General features: G+C 70.7%; 14 protein-coding genes. 6 read left to right on the top strand and 8 right to left on the bottom strand.

Annotated elements, in window-relative coordinates; translation table 11 throughout:
- Positions 1 to 56: 56 nt before the first annotated feature.
- The 6 genes from atzF to AC1RN5_RS12790 form a co-directional block, all read right to left on the bottom strand.
- Entirely contained in the window at positions 57 to 1,835 is a 1,779-nt protein-coding gene (gene atzF, locus AC1RN5_RS12815) for an allophanate hydrolase (protein WP_493041551.1), read from the bottom strand.
- Positions 1,836 to 1,847: 12 nt separating this feature from the next.
- Positions 1,848 to 5,465, bottom strand: a complete 3,618-nt coding sequence (uca, locus tag AC1RN5_RS12810; protein ID WP_493041550.1) for an urea carboxylase — start codon at positions 5,463 to 5,465, stop codon at positions 1,848 to 1,850.
- Positions 5,466 to 5,470: 5 nt separating this feature from the next.
- The gene (locus AC1RN5_RS12805; protein WP_493041549.1) at positions 5,471 to 6,100 is read right to left on the bottom strand and encodes an urea amidolyase associated protein UAAP2; all 630 of its coding nucleotides are present in this window, start codon (positions 6,098 to 6,100) and stop codon (positions 5,471 to 5,473) included.
- Positions 6,097 to 6,921, bottom strand: coding sequence for an urea amidolyase associated protein UAAP1 (locus tag AC1RN5_RS12800; RefSeq protein WP_493041548.1), 825 nt, complete (start codon positions 6,919 to 6,921; stop codon positions 6,097 to 6,099). Before AC1RN5_RS12800 ends, AC1RN5_RS12805 begins: the two co-directional genes overlap by 4 nt.
- Positions 6,918 to 7,379 (bottom strand): CopG family ribbon-helix-helix protein, encoded by a 462-nt coding sequence (locus AC1RN5_RS12795; RefSeq protein ID WP_493041547.1) that lies wholly within the window; start codon positions 7,377 to 7,379, stop codon positions 6,918 to 6,920. Before AC1RN5_RS12795 ends, AC1RN5_RS12800 begins: the two co-directional genes overlap by 4 nt.
- A 139-nt stretch (positions 7,380 to 7,518) precedes the next feature.
- Positions 7,519 to 7,899: a c-type cytochrome gene (locus tag AC1RN5_RS12790; RefSeq protein ID WP_493041546.1), complete on the bottom strand. Its 381-nt coding sequence runs from the start codon at positions 7,897 to 7,899 to the stop codon at positions 7,519 to 7,521.
- Positions 7,900 to 8,125: 226 nt separating this feature from the next.
- Here AC1RN5_RS12790 and AC1RN5_RS12785 point away from each other — a divergent pair, with 226 nt between their 5' ends.
- A complete protein-coding gene (locus tag AC1RN5_RS12785; protein WP_493041545.1) occupies positions 8,126 to 9,145 on the top strand; it encodes a formylglycine-generating enzyme family protein in 1,020 nt (339 codons plus the stop codon).
- An 85-nt stretch (positions 9,146 to 9,230) separates the two neighbouring features.
- Positions 9,231 to 10,910, top strand: a complete 1,680-nt coding sequence (locus tag AC1RN5_RS12780; protein ID WP_493041544.1) for a sulfatase-like hydrolase/transferase — start codon at positions 9,231 to 9,233, stop codon at positions 10,908 to 10,910.
- A gap of 13 nt (positions 10,911 to 10,923) precedes the next feature.
- On the opposite strand, the gene AC1RN5_RS12775 is transcribed toward AC1RN5_RS12780, so the two are convergent.
- Positions 10,924 to 11,337, bottom strand: coding sequence for a DUF1330 domain-containing protein (locus tag AC1RN5_RS12775; protein WP_493041543.1), 414 nt, complete (start codon positions 11,335 to 11,337; stop codon positions 10,924 to 10,926).
- A 4-nt stretch (positions 11,338 to 11,341) separates the two neighbouring features.
- A complete protein-coding gene (locus AC1RN5_RS12770) occupies positions 11,342 to 12,244 on the bottom strand; it encodes a haloalkane dehalogenase (protein ID WP_493041542.1) in 903 nt (300 codons plus the stop codon).
- Between the two features lie 110 nt (positions 12,245 to 12,354).
- Between AC1RN5_RS12770 and AC1RN5_RS12765 the strand changes: the two genes are divergently transcribed.
- The 4 genes from AC1RN5_RS12765 (at position 12,355) to AC1RN5_RS12750 (ending at position 17,413) form a co-directional block, all read left to right on the top strand.
- Complete coding sequence (locus AC1RN5_RS12765; RefSeq protein WP_493041541.1) at positions 12,355 to 13,449, top strand: ribonuclease Z; 1,095 nt, start codon at positions 12,355 to 12,357, stop codon at positions 13,447 to 13,449.
- 11 nt (positions 13,450 to 13,460) lie between these two features.
- Positions 13,461 to 14,483 carry a glutathione S-transferase family protein gene (locus AC1RN5_RS12760; RefSeq protein WP_493041540.1) on the top strand — a complete coding sequence of 341 codons (1,023 nt, stop codon included), beginning with the start codon at positions 13,461 to 13,463 and terminating at the stop codon, positions 14,481 to 14,483.
- 67 nt (positions 14,484 to 14,550) lie between these two features.
- Positions 14,551 to 15,153 carry a TetR/AcrR family transcriptional regulator gene (locus AC1RN5_RS12755; protein ID WP_493041539.1) on the top strand — a complete coding sequence of 201 codons (603 nt, stop codon included), beginning with the start codon at positions 14,551 to 14,553 and terminating at the stop codon, positions 15,151 to 15,153.
- Positions 15,154 to 15,226: 73 nt separating this feature from the next.
- Positions 15,227 to 17,413, top strand: coding sequence for a penicillin acylase family protein (locus tag AC1RN5_RS12750; protein ID WP_493041538.1), 2,187 nt, complete (start codon positions 15,227 to 15,229; stop codon positions 17,411 to 17,413).
- Positions 17,414 to 17,449 lie beyond the last annotated feature (36 nt).

Here is a 17,449-nt window from a genome sequence, read left to right as displayed (position 1 = left end):
CTTGTCGAGGAGAGAGGAAGCGTCGACTCCCTTCTAGAATCCTCCGTGCCCGGCGGCTAGGCCGGCAACTGGGCGATGTAGGGCCGCCAGCCGCCGAGGGCGGTGATGTCCTGGGCGCCAACCATGGCGCGGGGTTCGGCGACGAAGCCCTTCACCGAGCCGCCGCCCTCCAGGGTGACTGTGCCGATGGCCAGGGGCGCGGGCACCTCGACGACGAAGCTGCCGAAGGCCTCGACCCCCAGCTCATAGACCTCCACCTCGATGGCCCCGCCGCCCTCGCCCACATGGATCAGGGCCGGCTTGAAGGGGGTGGTGTTGGTCATGGCGAACAGCTTGTAGGCGGGCGCGGTCCTGGTGCGGGCGACCAGGCGGGCGTCGCGGGAGGTGAGCTGCCAGTGCAGGGGCATGCCGGCCAGGTGGGCGCCGACCACGGCCAGCTTCACGGTCTGGGGCTTGCCGGCGGTGTCGAGGGCAGGCGCGTCGGGCATGGGGGAGATCTCCTCGTAGCGGCGGGCGAGATCGAGGAGGACATGGTCCGCCCAGGCCTGGCCGATCAGGGTGACGCCGAAGCCGGTGTCGTTGTCGCGGAACCCGGCCGGAACGGCGATGGCGCTCATGTCCAGCAGGTTGACGAAGTTGGTGTAGAGGCCCAGCGCGCCGTTGAGGGCGAAGGGCTCGGCGGTGACCTCGCGCAGACGGTAGATGGTCGGCGTGGTGGGCAGCAGCAGGATGTCGACCTGGGGCCAGATCGCCTCCGCCGCGCGGGCGTGGTCGGCCAGGGCATAGAGGCCGCGGAAGGTCTCGACCCCGGTCACCCCGAAGCCGCCCTGCAGGATGGCGCGGACCACGGGATGGACCGCCGCCGGGGTCTGGCGCAGCAGAGGCTCGATGGCCGCGGTGCGCTCGGCGACCCAGGGGCCGCTGTAGAGCAGCTTGGCCGCCTCCAGCAGGGGCTCGATGTCGATCTCGACGGGGACGCCGCCGGTGGCGCTGAGCCGGGCGACGGCCTTGGCGTAGAGGGCCTGGGCCTGGTCGTCGCCCATGAAGATCAGCTGGTCGGCCTTGGGCACGCCGAAGCGGAAACGCGGCCCAAGCAGGGCGGGCGCGGGGGCGGCGTGGCGCGAATAGGCGTCGGTGGGGTCGAAGGCGGCGACCACCGAGTCCACCAGGGCGGCGTCGGCGACATCGTTGGCCAGCACGGTCACGCAGTCCAGGGAGCGGCAGGCCGGGACCACCCCGGAGCTGCTCCAGCGACCCTTGGTGGGCTTGAAGCCGATCAGGCCGTTGAAGGCCGCCGGCACCCGGCCCGACCCGGCGGTGTCGGTGCCGAGCGCGAAGGCCACCAGGCCGGCGGCGACGGCCACCGCGGAGCCCGAACTCGACCCGCCGCTGACATAGGTGCGGTTGTAGACGCAGCCCGGCGCGCCGTAGGGGCTGCGGGCGCCCACCAGGCCGGTGGCGAACTGATCCAGGTTGGTCTTGCCCATCAGGATCGCGCCGGCCGCCAGCAGCCGGGCCACCACCGTGGCGGTTTCCTCGGGCGCGTAGGCGTAGGCCGGACAGGCCGCCGTGGTGGGCAGGCCCGCCACGTCGATATTGTCCTTCACCGCAAAGGGGACGCCGGCGAGCGGGAGCTGTTCGCCCGCGGCGACCCGGGCGTCCACGGCGCGGGCCTGGGCCAGGACCGCCTGCGGATCGGGCCGCATGATCCAGGCATGGGCCTGGACCTCGTCATAGGCGGCGATGGCGTCCAGGGCCTCGGCGACGACGCTCTCGGCGGAGCGCTGGCCGCCGGAGACCTGGGCGGCGATGGCGGCGGCGGAGGGACGGGGCATGGCGGTCTCTCCTCAGGCCGGTTCGAGGGCGATCATCGGGGCGCCGGGCGCGATGGGTTGGCGCTCCTGGGCGTAGACCTGGCGGACCACGCCGGCGCTGGGGCTGGCCACGTCGCACTCGGTCTTCATGGCCTCGATCACCGCGATGATCGCGCCCTTCTCCACGCGGTCGCCCACCTCGACGAGCATCTTCCAGACGCTGCCCCCCAGGGGCGCCTCGACGAATTCCGAGCCGCCGGGCGCCTCGAAGGCGGCGGCCGGGGTCTCGTCGATGGCCTCGCCGGAGAGCGCCTCGACCCGGGCGAACTCGCCCCTCAGCTCCCAGTCATGCCGCTCGGCCTCGAAGGCGGCCTGGCGGGTCGCCTGGAAGGTGGCGATGCTCTCGGCCTCGTCGGCCATCATCCTGCGGTAGTCGGAGAGCTTGAAGGTCTCCTCATCGATGCGGATCTCGCGGCGGCCGAGGGGGAAGTCACGGCGCCACTCGGTCAGCTCCTCGTGGGTCACCGGGAAGAAGCGGATCTGGTCGAAGAAGCGCAGCAGCCAGGGCTTGCCCTCGGTGAAGGCCTGGGTCTGGCGGTAGGTGTTCCAGACCTGGATGGTGCGGCCGAACAGCTGGTAACCCCCCGGCCCCTCCATGCCGTAGATGCACATATAGGCCCCGCCGATGCCCACGACGTTGGGCGGGGTCCAGGTGCGGGCGGGGTTGTACTTGGTGGTCACCAGGCGATGGCGCGGGTCCACCGGGGTGGCGACGGGCGCCCCCAGATAGACGTCGCCCAGGCCCATCACCAGGTAGCGGGCGTCGAAGACGATCCGGTGGACATCGTCCTCGCTCTCCAGGCCGTTGATGCGGCGGATGAACTCGATGTTGTCGGGGCACCAGGGGGCGTCGTCGCGCACCGAGGCCATGTACTTGTCGATGGTCTGGTAGATCGCCGGGTCCTTCCAGGACAACGGCAGGTGCACCACCCGGCTGGGGATCTCGAAGTCGTCGAGGCCGCCCAGGCGCTCCTCCATCTCCATCAGCAGGGCCAGCAGGCGCGCCTGGGGCAGGACGCGGCTGTCATAGTGGACCTGCAGGGAGCGGATGCCCGGGGTGATGTCGATGACGCCCTCCAGGGCCTGGGCCTGCAGCTCCAGCATCAGGGCGTGGATGCGCAGGCGCAGCTCCAAGTCCAGGACGATGGGGCCGTATTCCACCAGCAGATGGCGGTCGCCCTGGCGGCGATAGACCACCCGGGGCCGGTGATCGATGGCCTCGATCTCGCCGAGGACCGGATCGGTGAGTTGCGCCAGGTCGCGGACCGCCGCCGCGACGGGGGGCGGGGCGGGTTCGAGGCGCGCCACCAGGCGGTCCTGGTCCAGCTCGGCGGCGGTGGCCGCGGCGTCGTCCACCACATCGAACATGACGGTGTCGCCGGGCGCGAGTTGGCCCACCTTCCAGAGGTCGGCCTGGATCACCACGAAGGGGCAGACGAAGCCCCCCAGCGACGGCCCGTCAGGCCCCAGGATGATCGGCATGTCGCCGGTGAAATCGATGGCGCCGATGGCGTAGGCGTTGTCGTGGATGTTGGAGGGGTGCAGGCCAGCCTCCCCGCCGTCGCGCCGCGCCCAGTGGGGCTTGGGCCCGATCAGGCGCACGCCGGTGCGGTTGGAGTTGTAGTGGACCTTCCACTCGGCGGCGCGGACCATGGCGATGTCGCCCGGCGTGAAGAAGTCCGGGGCGCCGTGGGGTCCGGCCAGGACCCGCAGGACCCAGACCTTGGAGAGCTCCGGCCGCAGGGCCGGGGCCAGGGGGGCTGCGACCTCGCCGGCGGCGGCCTGGCCGATGTGCAGCACGTCGCCGGCCGCCAGGGTGCGTCCCGCATGGCCGCCGAAGCCGCCGAGGGTGAAGCTCGAGCGGCTGCCGAGATAGGCCGGGATATCCAGCCCGCCGCGCACCAGGAGGTAGGCGCGCAGGCCCGCGCCCCTGACCCGGGCGATCTTCAGGGTCTGGCCCGCGGCGATGGCGATCGGCGCGTAGGTGGCCACCGGCTCGCCGTCGAGGCTGGCCTCCAGCTCGGCGCCGGTGAGGCAGACCACGGCGTCATGGTTGAAGATCAGGCTGGGGCCCAGCGCGGTGATCTCCAGGCCCGCCGCGCCCTCCGGATTGCCCAACAGCCTATTGCCCAGCCGGAAGGCCAGCGCGTCCATCGGACCCGAGGGCGGCACGCCGACATCCCAGTAGCCGAGGCGCCCGGGATAGTCCTGGACCGTGGTGGCCGGCCCGCCGCTGAGCACCCGGATGGTGCAGGGCGCGAAGGCGAACTCGGCCAGGGCGCGGGTGGAGACCTGGCCGCTGACGAAGGCCTCGCTGCGCGCCACCTGGCGCAGCCATTCGAGATTGGTCTCCAGGCCGTAGAGGGCGGTGCGGTCCAGCGCCGCCTGAAGCGCCCGGACGGCGGCGGGGCGGTCGGGGGCGGTGACGATCAGCTTGGCCAGCAGGGGGTCGTAGTGGGCGCTGACCTCCGAGCCGTCGGTGACCCAGGTGTCGACGCGGACGCCTTCCGGGAAGCTCGCCTGGGTAAGCACGCCGGACGAGGGGCGATAGTCCTGACCCGGGTCCTCGGCATAGAGCCGGGCCTGGATCGAGGCGCCCTTGGCGGTCCCGTCGAAGGCGCCCAGGAAGCCATAGTCGCCGGCCGCGCCACGGATCATCCATTCCACCAGGTCGACGCCGGTGACCTGCTCGGTGACCCCGTGCTCCACCTGTAGGCGGGTGTTCACTTCGAGGAAGAAGAAGTCGTCGCGCTCGGCGTCGTAGAGGAACTCCACCGTGCCGGCCGAGCGGTAATCGGCGGCCTCGCAGAGCCGCACGGCCGCCGCCATGAGGGCCGCGCGGGTGGCCGCCGGCAGGTGCAGCGCCGGCGTCTCCTCGATGACCTTCTGGTTGCGGCGCTGCAGGGAGCAGTCGCGTTCGCCCAGCGCCACGACCTTGCCGGCCCCGTCGCCGAACACCTGGACCTCGATGTGGCGCGCCTTGCGGACATAGCGCTCCAGGAAGACCCCGGCGTCGGAGAAGTTGGAGCCGGCCAGGCGGGCCACGGCGGCGAAGGCCTCGGCCACCGCCTCAGGGGTCTCGCAGACCCGCATGCCGATGCCGCCGCCACCGGCGGTGGCCTTGAGGATCACCGGGAAGCCGATCCGCTCGGCGGCGATCCGCGCCGCCTCGGCGTCGGTCAGCAGGTCGGTGCCCGGCGCCAGGGGCACGCCCTGGGCCTGGGCCAGGTCGCGGGCCGTGTGCTTGAGACCGAAGGCCAGGATGTTGGCCGGGGTCGGGCCGATGAAGGCGATGCCGGCGGCCTCGCAGCGCTCCGCAAAGACGGTGTTCTCGCTCAGGAAGCCGTAGCCAGGGTGGATCGCCTGGGCGCCGGTGGCCTTGGCCGCGGCCAGGATGGCGTCGATGTCGAGATAGGACTGAGCGGCCGGCGCGGGCCCGATGCGCACGGCCTCGTCGGCCTGGGACACATGCAGACTGCCCGCGTCGGCGTCGGAAAACACCGCGACGGAGCCAACCCCCATGGTCTTCAGGGTACGGATGATCCGGCATGCGATGGCGCCCCGGTTGGCGATGAGGACCTTGGTGAACACTGGTCCTACCCCGCGATGATCATGCGCACGGGCGTCGGATTGAAGCCGTTGCAGGGATTGTTGATCTGCGGACAGTTGGAGACGATGGCCACCAGGTCCATCTCCGCCCGAAGGTCCACATAGAGGCCGGGCGCCGAGATCCCGTCGACGATGCCCAGCGCCCCGTCGGCCTCCACCGGCACGTTCATGAACCAGTTGATGTTGGAGACCATGTCGCGCTTGCCGCGCCCGTGCTTGGCGTTGGCCTGCAGGAAGTTCTCGACGCAGGCGTGCTGGCTCTTGGTGTGGTGGCCGTAGCGCAGGGTGTTGCTCTCACACGAGCAGGCCCCGCCGATGGTGTCGTGATAGGCCACCGAGGTGCCGGTGACGGTGGCCATGGGGCGCCCCTCGTTGGAGCGCAGCACCGACCCCGTCCGCAGGAAGATATTGCCCTGGGCGGCGATGGTGTCCTGGGCCGAATAGCGCTCGGCGTCGTCGGCGAGCGCATACATCAGGAAGTCCACGGCCTGGTTGCCCTCCAGGTCGACGATGCGCAGGGTCTGGCCCTTGCGCACCACCGCGTCCCAGGGGGCGCGGGCGGGCACGACGTCGTCGCGGACGATGGGTCCGGCCAGGCCGCTCAGGGGGTCGCTCATCGGCTGTACTCGGCTTCGACGTTGAGGAAGGCCCGCAGACCCTCCGGCGTGGCGTTGCGCAGGGGATCCTCGGCAGGCGTCACCGGCCCCCGCCAGGCGCTGAGCCGCAGCGGGGTGACGCTGTAGCCGGGGCGCGCGTCCAGCACGTGGGGACAGTTGGCGAGCACCACGATGAGGTCCATCTCGGCCCGCAGGGTCAGGCTGCGGCCGGGGGCGAAGGGGCCATGCTGGGGGGCCAGGGACCCGTCGTCCTCCACCTTCACCCCCTTGAACCAGTTGATGCAGGGATGGATGTCGCGGCGGCCCAGGCCGAACTTGGCGAGCGCCAGGCTGAAGCGGTCCCGGGCGTTGGGGTGGGGACCCCAGTTGTCGCCGGTCCCGTATTTGGCGGCGTTGGTCGCCAGGTTGGAGGCGCCGCAGAAGGCGTCGTGGGTTCCGGCCTCGTCGGCCAGGACGCTCAACATCACCTTGCCCATGTCCGACAGCACCAGCTTGCCCGCGCCCAGATAGGCGTTCCACTGGACCTTGAGGGTGTCGGCCACGTTCAGTCGCTCAACGGGCCGTTCGGCGTTGAACACCAGCATGGAGGCGCAGGCGTCGCCGGCCAGGTCGACCAGTCTCAGGCGTGCGCCGCGGCCGATCTGCTTGGCGGCGTAACCCCCCGGCGCGATCGTCTCCTCCCAGATCATCGCCTCCGCAGGGACGCCCGGCGGTAGGTCCGGAGCCGCCGAGGCCGGCAGGGTCGGCATGGACTCCACCCGGGTTCCGGCCATGGCCCGGGCGTGGGCCTGGGCGGCATAGGGGTTGGCGGTGTCGGTCATGACGCGTCCTTCGGATCGAGCAGGGCGTGCAGGGGCGGCAGCAGGGCGGTGGTGGTCACCAGCTTGATCTGCTGCACGCCGCGGATCTTGCGCAGCTCGTCGCAGAGGTCGCGCAGGTGCTCCGAGGGGCCCTGGACCAGCAGCACCTCCAGGGACTGGTCGTCCTCCAGGAAGACGTGCTGGGAAGAGATCACCTCCTCCAGATAGGCCTGCTGGGCCTGGGCCAGCGCCTGGCGGACCCGGCCGCTCTCGGTGCGGTAGATGAGGGTGATGGTCCCGGCCAGGACCACCCCGACGCGCTCCTCGCCGTGCTCGGCCAGCTCGTGACGGATCAGTTCGGCGATCATCTGGGAGCGGCTGGGCAGGCCGCGCTCCGTGACCATGGCGTCGAGCTGCGCCACCAGTTCGGCGGGCATGCTCAGGCTCAATCGCGCCAGGGGAAGGCTTTCGACGTTCATGCCCCGATGTGCCGGCGGTATTACGATCCGATCAAATCGTAATACGTCGGGAGGGCGCGCAGGCGGCCAGGCGCCCTTCTCTTAGGCAGAGCCGGTCATGGGCGCCTATCGCGGCGGCTTCCGCCCCCGGGGGCGAGGGTCAGGGCTTCTCGAGGCTCTCGATATAGGCGGCGATGTCCTCGGTCTCGCTGGCGCTCAGACCGATGCGCGGCATGTCGTAGTGCCGCCCCTCGGCGATGTCGGTCATGCGCTGCTGGAAGGTGAGCGCGGTCATCCGGCGGCGCATGTCGCGGAAGGGGGTGGAGGGCGACCGCGGGCTCTCGCCATAGAGGCCCAGGCCGTGACATCCGCCGCAGCGTAGCTCGGCCAGGTCGCGGCCCCGCTCCGCCGCAGAGCCGGGGGCGACCCCGTCCGGGGCCGAGGTGGCGCAACCGGCGGTGAGCACCGAAAGCGACAGGGCCGCGATCCGAAGCCTGCGCCAGACGGCGGTGCGGGAGGGGTCTTGGGGGGACGTCGGCATGGTGTTCGCCCTCTGCGGGTCCGGGGGGACGGAGAGAGCGCCCCGGAGATCTCTCTCCGGGGCGCCCGTCCAGCAGGGGGCCCGGGGGGCGGACGTCCCGTCGCTGGAATCGGCCTTCACGGCGCCCCCTTGCTAAGCTTGGACGGAGGCCGCCACCTTGATCGGGATCAAGTCCGGTGGCGGCTGACGGCTGGCGCAGATTGTCGCAATGAGGGAGTGTCGGCCGATGATCCGGATCGCGCCCGCCCTCCCCCTGATGCTGCTCCTGGCCGCCTGCACCCCCGATGGGATCGCAGCGACCGGCCCGAAGCCGGCCCCCTGCGCGGTCCAGCCCACCGGCGAGGTGGCCCTGGCCGGCGGCCGGTTCACCATGGGCGAGGATCCCCTGCGCCCGGAGGAGGGGCCGCCGCGCACGGTGAGCGTGGGGCCCTTCTCCATCGACCGCACCGAGGTCACCAACGGCGCCTTCGCGGCGTTCGTGAAGGCCACCGGCTATGTGACCCTGGCCGAGCGCCAGCCCGATCCGCGGTTCTATCCGGGCGTCGACCCGGCCCTGCTGAAGCCCTCGGCCATCGTCTTCAAGGGGGCGCTGGCCGATCCCAAGCTGACCAATCCGGCGGCCTGGTGGCAGATCGTCGACGGCGCCCAGTGGCGCCATCCCACCGGCCCCAAGAGCGCCATCGCCGGCCAAGACCGCCTGCCCGCCGTGCAGATCGCCTATGAGGACGCCCTCGCCTACGCCCGCTGGCGCGGCCGGGACCTGCCCACCGAGGCCGAGTGGGAGTTCGCCGCCCGCGGCGGCTTGGAAGGCGCCCGCTACGAGTGGGGCGACACGCCCTCCAGCCAGACCAAGCCCCGGGCCAACTACTGGCAGGGCGTCTTCCCCGCCGTCGACACCGGCGCCGATGGCTATCAGGCCAGGCCCGCCCCGGTGGGCTGCTTCCCGGCCAACGGCTACGGGCTCCACGATATGGCCGGCAATGTCTGGGAGTGGACGAAGGACTTCTACAAGCCCGGCCTGACGGACAGCGGCCACGATCCGCACGGGCCCGGACAGGAGATGGCCTACGACCCGGCCGAGCCCCGGGCCACGGCGCCCAAACATGTCATCAAGGGGGGCTCCTATCTCTGCGCGGACGACTACTGCTTCCGCTACCGCCCCTCGGCCCGGCAGCCGGGACCCCCCGACACCGGCTCCTCGCACCTGGGATTCCGGACCGTGAAGCGGGCCGCCGGCGAGGGCTGACGCGAGGACGCTTGCCCGCCCGCGCATCTAATGACACTCTAGATGCCAATATATGTCCGCCGATCGCGCGGCGCGGGGGGATGACATGAAGCTCCGGATCTGGGTCGGCCTGGCGCTCGTCGTGGTGGCCGGCGCCGTGGCGCTGGCGGCGACGAACCGGGCCACCATCTTCGCCATGATCGCCCATTCGCGGCTGCCGCACATCGAGCCCAACCATCCGGTGACCTGGGCCCAGGGCCCGGCCGCCCCGGCCCCGGGGGCGCGGCCGCCCAACGTGGTCTTCATCCTGGCCGACGACATGGGCTTCAACGACATCACCTTCAACGGCGGCGGCGTGGCCGGCGGTCAGGTCCCGACCCCCAATATCGACTCCATCGGCCGCGACGGGGTGGCCTTCGCCAACGGCTATGCCGGCAACGCCACCTGCGCCCCGTCGCGGGCGGCGATCATGACCGGCCGCTATCCCACCCGCTTCGGCTTCGAGTTCACCCCAGCCCCCGTCGCCTTCGAGAAGATGGTGGGCACCGAGGCCGAGCCCGGGGCGATCTTCAAGCCCAGGTTCTTCCATGACCGGGTCAAGGACATGCCTCCGGGCAGCGCCGATCCCACCCCGACCGCGGTCAACACCCTGAGCGTGCCCGCCGGCGAACTCACCATCGCCGAGGTGCTGAAGACCCGCGGCTACCACACCCTGCACTTCGGCAAGTGGCACCTGGGGGGGGCGGCCGGTTCGCGCCCCGAGGCCCAGGGCTTCGACGAGAGCCTGGGCTTCATCGCCGGCGGCTCGATGTACCTGCCGGAGAAGGCCCCCGACGTGGTCAATTCCAAGCAGCCCTGGGATCCCATCGACCGCTTCCTTTGGCCCAACCTCCCCTACCAGGTGCAGTTCAACGGCTCGCCGATGTTCGCCCCCAAGGGCTACATGACCGACTACCTCACCGATGAGGCGGTGGCGTCGATCAAGGCCAACAGGAACCGGCCGTTCTTCATGTACTTCGCCCCCAACGCCATCCACACGCCGTTGCAGGCCACCAAGGCCGACTACGACGCCCTGCCCCAGATCAAGGACCACCGCCTGCGGGTCTATGGCGCCATGGTGCGCAACCTGGACCGCAATGTCGGGCGCATCCTGCAGACCCTGAAGGACGAGGGCCTGGACCAGAACACCCTGGTGATCTTCACCAGCGACAACGGCGGCGCCGGCTATATCGGCCTGCCCGACATCAACCGCCCCTATCGCGGCTTCAAGTCGACCTTCTTCGAGGGCGGCATCCACGCGCCCTTCTTCATGCGCTGGCCGGGCGCGATCCAGGCTGGCTCGCGCTATCCCTATCCGGTGGGGCATATCGACATCTTCGCCACCGCCGCGGCCGCCGCCGGCGCGCCCCTGCCCAAGGACCGGGTGATCGACGGGGTCGACCTGCTGCCCTATCTGAAGCGCCAGTCCACGGGCCGGCCGCACCCGACGATGTTCTGGCGCTCGGGCCAGTACAAGGTGGTGCTGGACGGCGACTGGAAGCTGCAGAGCAACGAGGCCCGCAAGAAGGTCTGGCTCTACGACCTGGCCGCCGACCCCACCGAGCGGCACGACCTGGCCCAGGCCCAGCCGGACCGGGTGAAGGCGATGCTGGCCCTGCTCAAGGCCCAGGACGCCCAGAACGCCAAGCCCATGTGGCCCTCCCTGCTGCAGGGGGCGGTGATGGTCGACAAGCCGGGCGGCGTGCCGCAGAAGCCGGGGGACGAATACATCCTCTGGGACAACTGAGGCGCCGGCGGCCTCAGCCCCCAAGCGGCCTGGTCTTGATGTTGAGCTGGCCGGCGAGGCCCGCCGTGCGGTGGTGCTCGATGGCGTGCATGGCCGGCGACATCGCCATCTCGCGGAAGGCCGCCAGGGACGGGTATTCGGCGAGCGCCACCATGTCCCAGAGATCCTCGACCTCGCCGATCATCAGGCCGGTGACCTCGCCGCTGTAGCGCATGGCCCCGCCCAGGGCCTCCACCAGCTTCGTGACCTCGACCCCGTAGCGGGCATAGGCCTCGCGGCCCGTGAGATGGGCGTCGCTGCCGTCGGCGTACTCGGCCTTGGGCTTGAACTTCAGCAGGTTGACCATGACGAAGGGACCGTCCTCGGGCGCCCCGAAGAATTCCATGGCCTGCTCCATCGGCGGCAGGACGGCGTTGACGACGTTCATGGGCCTAGCTCCGGGCGCGGATGAGAGTGTCGAGGATGGCGGTGATCGCCTCGGGGCAGTCTTCCTGCAGGAAGTGGCCGCCCTGGGTGGTGACGTGGGGCTGGCCCTTGGCGCCGGGGATGCGGGTCTGGAAGGCGACGTCGCCGCCGCGGCTGACGGCGTCGCCGTCGCTGAAGGCGGTGATCACGGGCTTGTCGAAGGTCTCAAGCACCTGCCAGGCGGCCTTGTTCTCCGCCACCGAGCCGTGCTCGGGGGTCACCGGCACCAGGGTCGGGAACTGGCGCGCGCCCTCCTTGTAGGTCTCGTCCGGGAAGGGGGCGTCATAGGCGGCGATCTCGGCCAGGGTCAGGTCGCGGCCGGTCCCCATGTTGACGATCATGCCGATGGGCATCTCAGGGATGTTCTGGCTGAACTCCAGCCAGGCCTTGAAGCCCTCGGTCATGCCCGAGCCCACCGGCAGGCCGGTGTTGGCGATCACCAGGCCGGCGAAGCGCTCGGGGAAGGCCGCCACGAGGCGCAGACCGATCAGGCCGCCCCAGTCCTGGCAGAACAGGGTGACGTCCTTCAGGTCCAGGCCCAGGAGCCACTGGCTCATCCAGGCCACGTGGCGCTCATAGGTGTAGTCGGTGCGCAGGGCCGGCTTGTCGGAGCGGCCAAAGCCGATCAGGTCGGGCGCGATCACCCGGCGCCCCTTGGCGACGAGGGCGGCGATGATCTTGCGGTAGAGATAGGCCCAGGACGGCTCGCCGTGCATCAGCAGGACGACGGCCCCGTCGCGGGGCCCCTCGTCCACATAGTGCAGACGCAGATCGGTGCCGTCGGCGTCGGTGATCTGGGCGTAGCGGGGGGCGAAAGGCCAGTCGGCCAGGCCGGTGAATCGTTCGTCCGGCGTCCTCAGAACCTGCATCGCATCCTCCGGCGCCAGTTGCCCCTGGCCCTTGACTGAAACTAGTGGCAATATGCGTGCCAATATATCCCGGGGTCAAGCCGGGGACATGGGACAAGGGAAGAACAGGCATGCGCGGATTGCGGACGGTCGTCCTGGTGCTGGTGGGCGTGATCATCCTGGGCCTGGCGGGCGCCTGGCTGGCGCGAGGCAAGCTGGCCACGGCGGCCATGTCGCGGATCTATATGCAGGCCATGGGCGCCGATCCCTATGCGGGCCTGACCGACGGCCTGCACGTCGGGCTCTGCGGCTCCGGCTCCCCCATGCCCGACCCGACGCGGGCCGGTCCCTGCACGGTGGTGCTGGCGGGGAAGAAGCTGTTCGTGGTCGATTCCGGCGCCGGCAGCACCAAGAACCTCTCCCTGATGAATCTGCCGCCCGCCCGGGTGGACGGCGTCTTCATCACCCACTTCCACTCCGACCATATCGACGGCCTGGGAGAGCTGATGCTGCAGCGCTGGGCCAGCGGCGCCAACACCAGCCCCCTGCCGATCTACGGCCCCACCGGGGTCGACCAGGTGGTGGCGGGCTTCCAGTCGGCCTACGAGCTCGACAGCGGCTACCGCATCGCCCACCACGGGACCAAGGTGATCCCGCCCAGCGGCTTCGGCGGCGCGCCCCATCCCTTCGCCGCCGGCGCGGACCTGCCCAACGTCACCCTGATCGACGAGCCGGACCTGAAGGTCATCGCCTTCCCGGTGCATCACAATCCGGTGGATCCGGCGGTGGGCTACCTGTTCATCTACAAGGGCCGCCGCGCGGTGATCAGCGGCGACACCACCGCCTCGCCGCGTCTGGAGGCGGCCGCCAAGGGGGCCGACCTGCTGGTGCACGAGGGTCTGGCGCCGAACCTTGTGGCCCTGCAGCGCAAGGCGGCCCTGGCCAACCACCGCGGCAACCTGGCGGCCATCTTCAACGACATCCTCACCTATCACACGACGCCGGAGCAGGCGGCGGGCGTCGCCCAGCGGGCCGGGGTGAAGTCCCTGCTCTTCACCCACATCATTCCGCCCCTGCCCATGCGGGCCCTGGAGGCGCCGTTCCTCGGCAAGTCGCGGGAGATCTTCAAGGGCGAGATCCGCGTCGGCCACGACGGCGACCTGGTGAGCCTGCCGGCCGGCTCGACGGAGATCAGCTATTCCAACCGGCTCAAGACCTTCCGGTAAGGAGACCCGACATGACCGACCTCGTCGCCCTCTCCGGCGCGCCCGGCTCGCCTTACACCCGCAAGATGCTGGCGGTGCTACGCTACCGGCGCATCCCCTACCGCTTCCTGCCCGCCAGCGGCCCGGCCCTGGCGGGGCTGCCCCAGCCCAAGGTGGCCCTGCTGCCCACCTTCTACCTGCCCGACGTGGGCGGGACGCTGCAGGCGGTCACCGACTCCACCCCGATCATTCGGCGGCTGGAGCGCGAACACGACGGCCGCAGCGTGATCCCGTCCGATCCCGCCCTGGCCTTCCTCGACGAGCTGATCGAGGACTATGCCGACGAGTGGCTCACCAAGGCCATGTTCCACTACCGCTGGGCCTATGACGCTGACATCGCCAAGGCCTCGGCCATCCTGCCCTGCTGGCGCGGCTACTGCGTCCCCGACGAGGAGCTGGCGGCCCGCGGCGCGATGTTCGCCGAGCGGCAGATCGGCCGCCTGCGCTATGTCGGCTCCAACCCCGTCACCGGACCGGTGATCGAGGCGGCCTATGAGCGGTTCCTGCGGGCCTTCGACGCCCACCTGACCCGCCAGCCCTACCTGCTGGGCGACCGGCCGGCGGCCTGCGACTTCGCGGTGTTCGGCCAGCTCACCCAGCTCGCCGAGTTCGACCCCACCCCCATGGCCCTGACCCTGAAGGTCGCGCCGCGGGTGACGGCCTGGGTCGGGATGATGGAGGATCAGTCCGGCGTCGAGGCCCGGGACGAGGGCTGGCTCTCCATGGACGCCCTGCCCCCGACCCTGACCACCCTGCTGACCGAGATCGGCCGGGTCTATCCGCCGGTCATGCTGGCCAACGCCCGGGCGGTGATGGACGGCGCCAGCGAGGTCGCCGCGACGGTGGACGGTCAGGCCTGGAGCCAGCAGCCCTTCCCCTACCAGGCCAAGTGCCTGCAGTGGCTGCGCCAGTCGCGGGCAGGCCTGGAGGCGGACGCCCGGAGCAAGGTCGATTCCGCCCTCCAGCCCACCGGATGCATGGCCCTGTTCGCCTGACCCCTGGCGCGCGGCCGCGACGGGCTCTATTCAGCGGCCTTCGATGCCCTGGTGAGTGTGTAGCCGCGTGACATCCCGACCCAAGCTCAGCCTCGTCGAACCCGAGGCCGGCGCGTCCTCTGACGGCCGTCGCCGGCGCGGCGAGGACAACCGCGCCCGCATCGTCGCGGCCATGCTGGAGATCGTCCAGTCCGGCGAGGTGGCGCCCAGCGCCGAGCAGGTGGCGGCCCGGGCCGACGTCGGCCTGCGCACCGTATTCCGGCACTTCAGCGACATGGACGGCCTCTATCGCGAGATGTCCGAGGTCATCGAGGCCGAGGTCCGCGCCATCGCCGACCAGCCCTTCAAGGCGCCAGACTGGCGCGGCCGGGTGCTGGAGCTGGTGGAGCGCCGCAGCATGGTCTTCGAGAAGATCGGCCCCTTCCGCCGCGCCTCCGACACCTTCCGCCACCGCTCGCGGTTCCTGGGGGACGACGCCAGCCGGCTGGTGAAGGCCCTGCGGGAGATCCTCGAGCGGGTGGTGGACGGGCAGGTCGATCCCCTCACCCTCGAGGCCCTGGACCTGATGTTGAGCTTCGAGGCCTGGTCGCGGCTGCGCCGGGAGCAGGGCCTGGCCCCGGCGAAGGCGAAGGACGTGCTCGACGCCGCCGTGCGGCGCCTGATCGGCTAGCGCCGTGACGACCGCGGCCGGATTCCCCGGCTGGGTCGTTGCGGTGACCGCGGCCTGACCCTAGCGTTGCGGGATGCAAGTCCTTCCCCGCGCCTTCGCCCTGATCGCCGTGCTGATCGCCCTGGCCAGCCCGGCCGCCGCCGCCGAGACCGAGGTCTCGCGCTGGGCCCGGCAGGCCCAGGACGTGAGCATCATCCGCGACGACTGGGGCATCGCCCACGTCCACGGCAAGACCGACGCCGATGCGGTGTTCGGCATGGTCTACGCCCAGGCCGAGGACGACTTCAACCGGGTGGAGACCAACTACATCAACGCCATGGGCCGCCTGGCCGAGGCCGAGGGCGAGACGGCCATCTGGCAGGACCTGCGGATGAAGCTGTTCATCGATCCCGTCCAGCTTAAGGCCCAGTACGCGCAAAGCCCCGCCTGGCTACAGTCCCTGATGACCGCCTGGGCCGACGGGCTGAACTATTACCTGGCCACCCATCCGGCCGTGACGCCGCGGGTGATCAAGCGCTTCGAGCCGTGGATGGCGCTCTCCTTCACCGAGGGCAGCATCGGCGGCGACATCGAGAGCATCTCCCTGCCCCAGCTCGAGGCCTTCTATGGCGGTCGGCGGACCTCGATGGCCGACGAGCAGTTCGCCCTGGCCCAGTTCAAGGAGCCCTCGGGCTCCAATGGCTTCGCCATCGCCCCCTCCAACACGGCGGCCAAGCACGCCCTCCTGCTGATCAATCCCCACACCAGCTTCTTCTTCCGCTCCGAGCAGCAGGTGAGCAGCGACGAGGGGCTGAACGTCTATGGCGCGGCGACCTGGGGCCAGTTCTTCATCTACCAGGGCTTCAACGCCAAGGCCGGCTGGATGCACACCTCCAGCGGGGTCGACGTCATCGACGAGTTCGCCGAGACCATCGCGGGCTCGGGCGACCGGCTGACCTACCGCTATGGCGCCGAGGACCGCCCGGTGGCGACCTCGCTCATCAGCGTCCCCTACCGCGCCGCCGGCGGGGCGATGAAGAGCAAGACCTTCACCGTCTACCGCACCCGCCACGGCCCCATCGTCCGCGAGGCCGGCGGCAAGTGGATCAGCGTGGCCCTGATGCACCGGCCGGTGGCGGCGCTGAGCCAGTCGTTCCTGCGCACCAAGGCCGTCGACTACGCCAGCTACATGAAGGTCATGGAGCTGCAGGCCAACTCCTCCAACAACACGCTGTTCGCCGACGCCAAGGGCGAGGTGGCCTATCTGCACCCGCAGTTCATTCCGAGACGCGACGACCGGTTCGACTACACCAAGCCGGTGGACGGCTCCGACCCCGCCACCGACTGGAAGGGGCTGCACGCGCTGGACGAGGCGCCGCACCTGTTGAACCCGCCCAATGGCTGGATCGCCAACACCAACAACTGGCCCTATTCGGCCGCCGGCCCCTACAGCCCGAATAAGGCCGACTATCCGCGCTACATGGACTCAGCCGGCGAGAACCCGCGCGGGATCCATGCCGACCTGGTGCTGAAGGACCGCAAGGACTTCACCCTGCCGACCCTGATCGCGGCCGCCTACGACCCGCGCCTGACCGCCTTCGACCAGCTGATCCCGCCCCTGCTGGCGGCCTATGACGCGACCCCCGCCGGCGACCCGCTGAAGACCCGGCTGGCCGACCAGATCGCCCTGCTGCGGGGCTGGGACCACCGCTGGTCGGCCGACTCCGAAGCCACCTCGCTGGCGGTGTTCTGGGGCGAGCAGCTCTGGGGTGAGGTGGCCGCCGCCGCCCGGGCCGCCGGGCGTTCGGTCTATGAGGACATGGCCGGCCGCACCACGGCGCAGCAGAAGCTCATCGCCCTGGCCGCCGCCTCCGACCGGCTGGCCGCCGACTTCGGGGCCTGGCGGACGCCCTGGGGCCAGATCAACCGGTTCCAGCGCCTGACCGGCGACCTGGTCCAGCCCTTCAACGACGCGGCCCCCAGCATCCCCGTTCCCTTCGCCTCGGCCCAGTGGGGGTCGCTGGCCTCCTTCGGCGCCGGGCGCAAGCCGGGGACCAAGAAGTACTACGGGACCAGCGGCAACAGCTTCGTCGCCGTGGTGGAGTTCGGCGACCGGGTGACGGCCCGGGCGGTGACCGCCGGGGGCGAGAGCGGCGATCCGAGGTCGCCGCACTTCAACGACCAGGCCGGACGCTACGCCGCCGGCGACCTGCGGGAGGTCTATTTTTATCCCGACCAGCTGGTGGGTCACACGGAGCGGACCTACCAGCCCGGGCGTTGAGACTGGGCGCTTGATGAAGTGGACCCCAAGGGAGAC

The sequence above is a fragment of the Phenylobacterium sp. GW821-FHT12F10 genome (assembly GCF_058806695.1).
Note: the sequence above shows the minus strand (reverse complement) of the source record. Positions and strands in the feature narration are given on the sequence as shown.

Excerpts from the sequence above, each read along its gene's own strand:
- atzF (WP_493041551.1), bottom strand. The coding sequence starts at position 1,835 with ATGCCCCGTCCCTCCGCCGCCGCCATCGCCGCCCAGGTCTCCGGCGGC.
- AC1RN5_RS12805 (WP_493041549.1), bottom strand. The coding sequence starts at position 6,100 with ATGAGCGACCCCCTGAGCGGCCTGGCCGGACCCATCGTCCGCGACGAC.
- AC1RN5_RS12800 (WP_493041548.1), bottom strand. The coding sequence starts at position 6,921 with ATGACCGACACCGCCAACCCCTATGCCGCCCAGGCCCACGCCCGGGCC.
- AC1RN5_RS12795 (WP_493041547.1), bottom strand. The coding sequence starts at position 7,379 with ATGAACGTCGAAAGCCTTCCCCTGGCGCGATTGAGCCTGAGCATGCCC.
- AC1RN5_RS12790 (WP_493041546.1), bottom strand. The coding sequence starts at position 7,899 with ATGCCGACGTCCCCCCAAGACCCCTCCCGCACCGCCGTCTGGCGCAGG.
- AC1RN5_RS12785 (WP_493041545.1), top strand. The coding sequence starts at position 8,126 with ATGATCCGGATCGCGCCCGCCCTCCCCCTGATGCTGCTCCTGGCCGCC.
- AC1RN5_RS12780 (WP_493041544.1), top strand. The coding sequence starts at position 9,231 with ATGAAGCTCCGGATCTGGGTCGGCCTGGCGCTCGTCGTGGTGGCCGGC.
- AC1RN5_RS12775 (WP_493041543.1), bottom strand. The coding sequence starts at position 11,337 with ATGAACGTCGTCAACGCCGTCCTGCCGCCGATGGAGCAGGCCATGGAA.
- AC1RN5_RS12770 (WP_493041542.1), bottom strand. The coding sequence starts at position 12,244 with ATGCAGGTTCTGAGGACGCCGGACGAACGATTCACCGGCCTGGCCGAC.
- AC1RN5_RS12765 (WP_493041541.1), top strand. The coding sequence starts at position 12,355 with ATGCGCGGATTGCGGACGGTCGTCCTGGTGCTGGTGGGCGTGATCATC.
- AC1RN5_RS12760 (WP_493041540.1), top strand. The coding sequence starts at position 13,461 with ATGACCGACCTCGTCGCCCTCTCCGGCGCGCCCGGCTCGCCTTACACC.
- AC1RN5_RS12750 (WP_493041538.1), top strand. The coding sequence starts at position 15,227 with ATGCAAGTCCTTCCCCGCGCCTTCGCCCTGATCGCCGTGCTGATCGCC.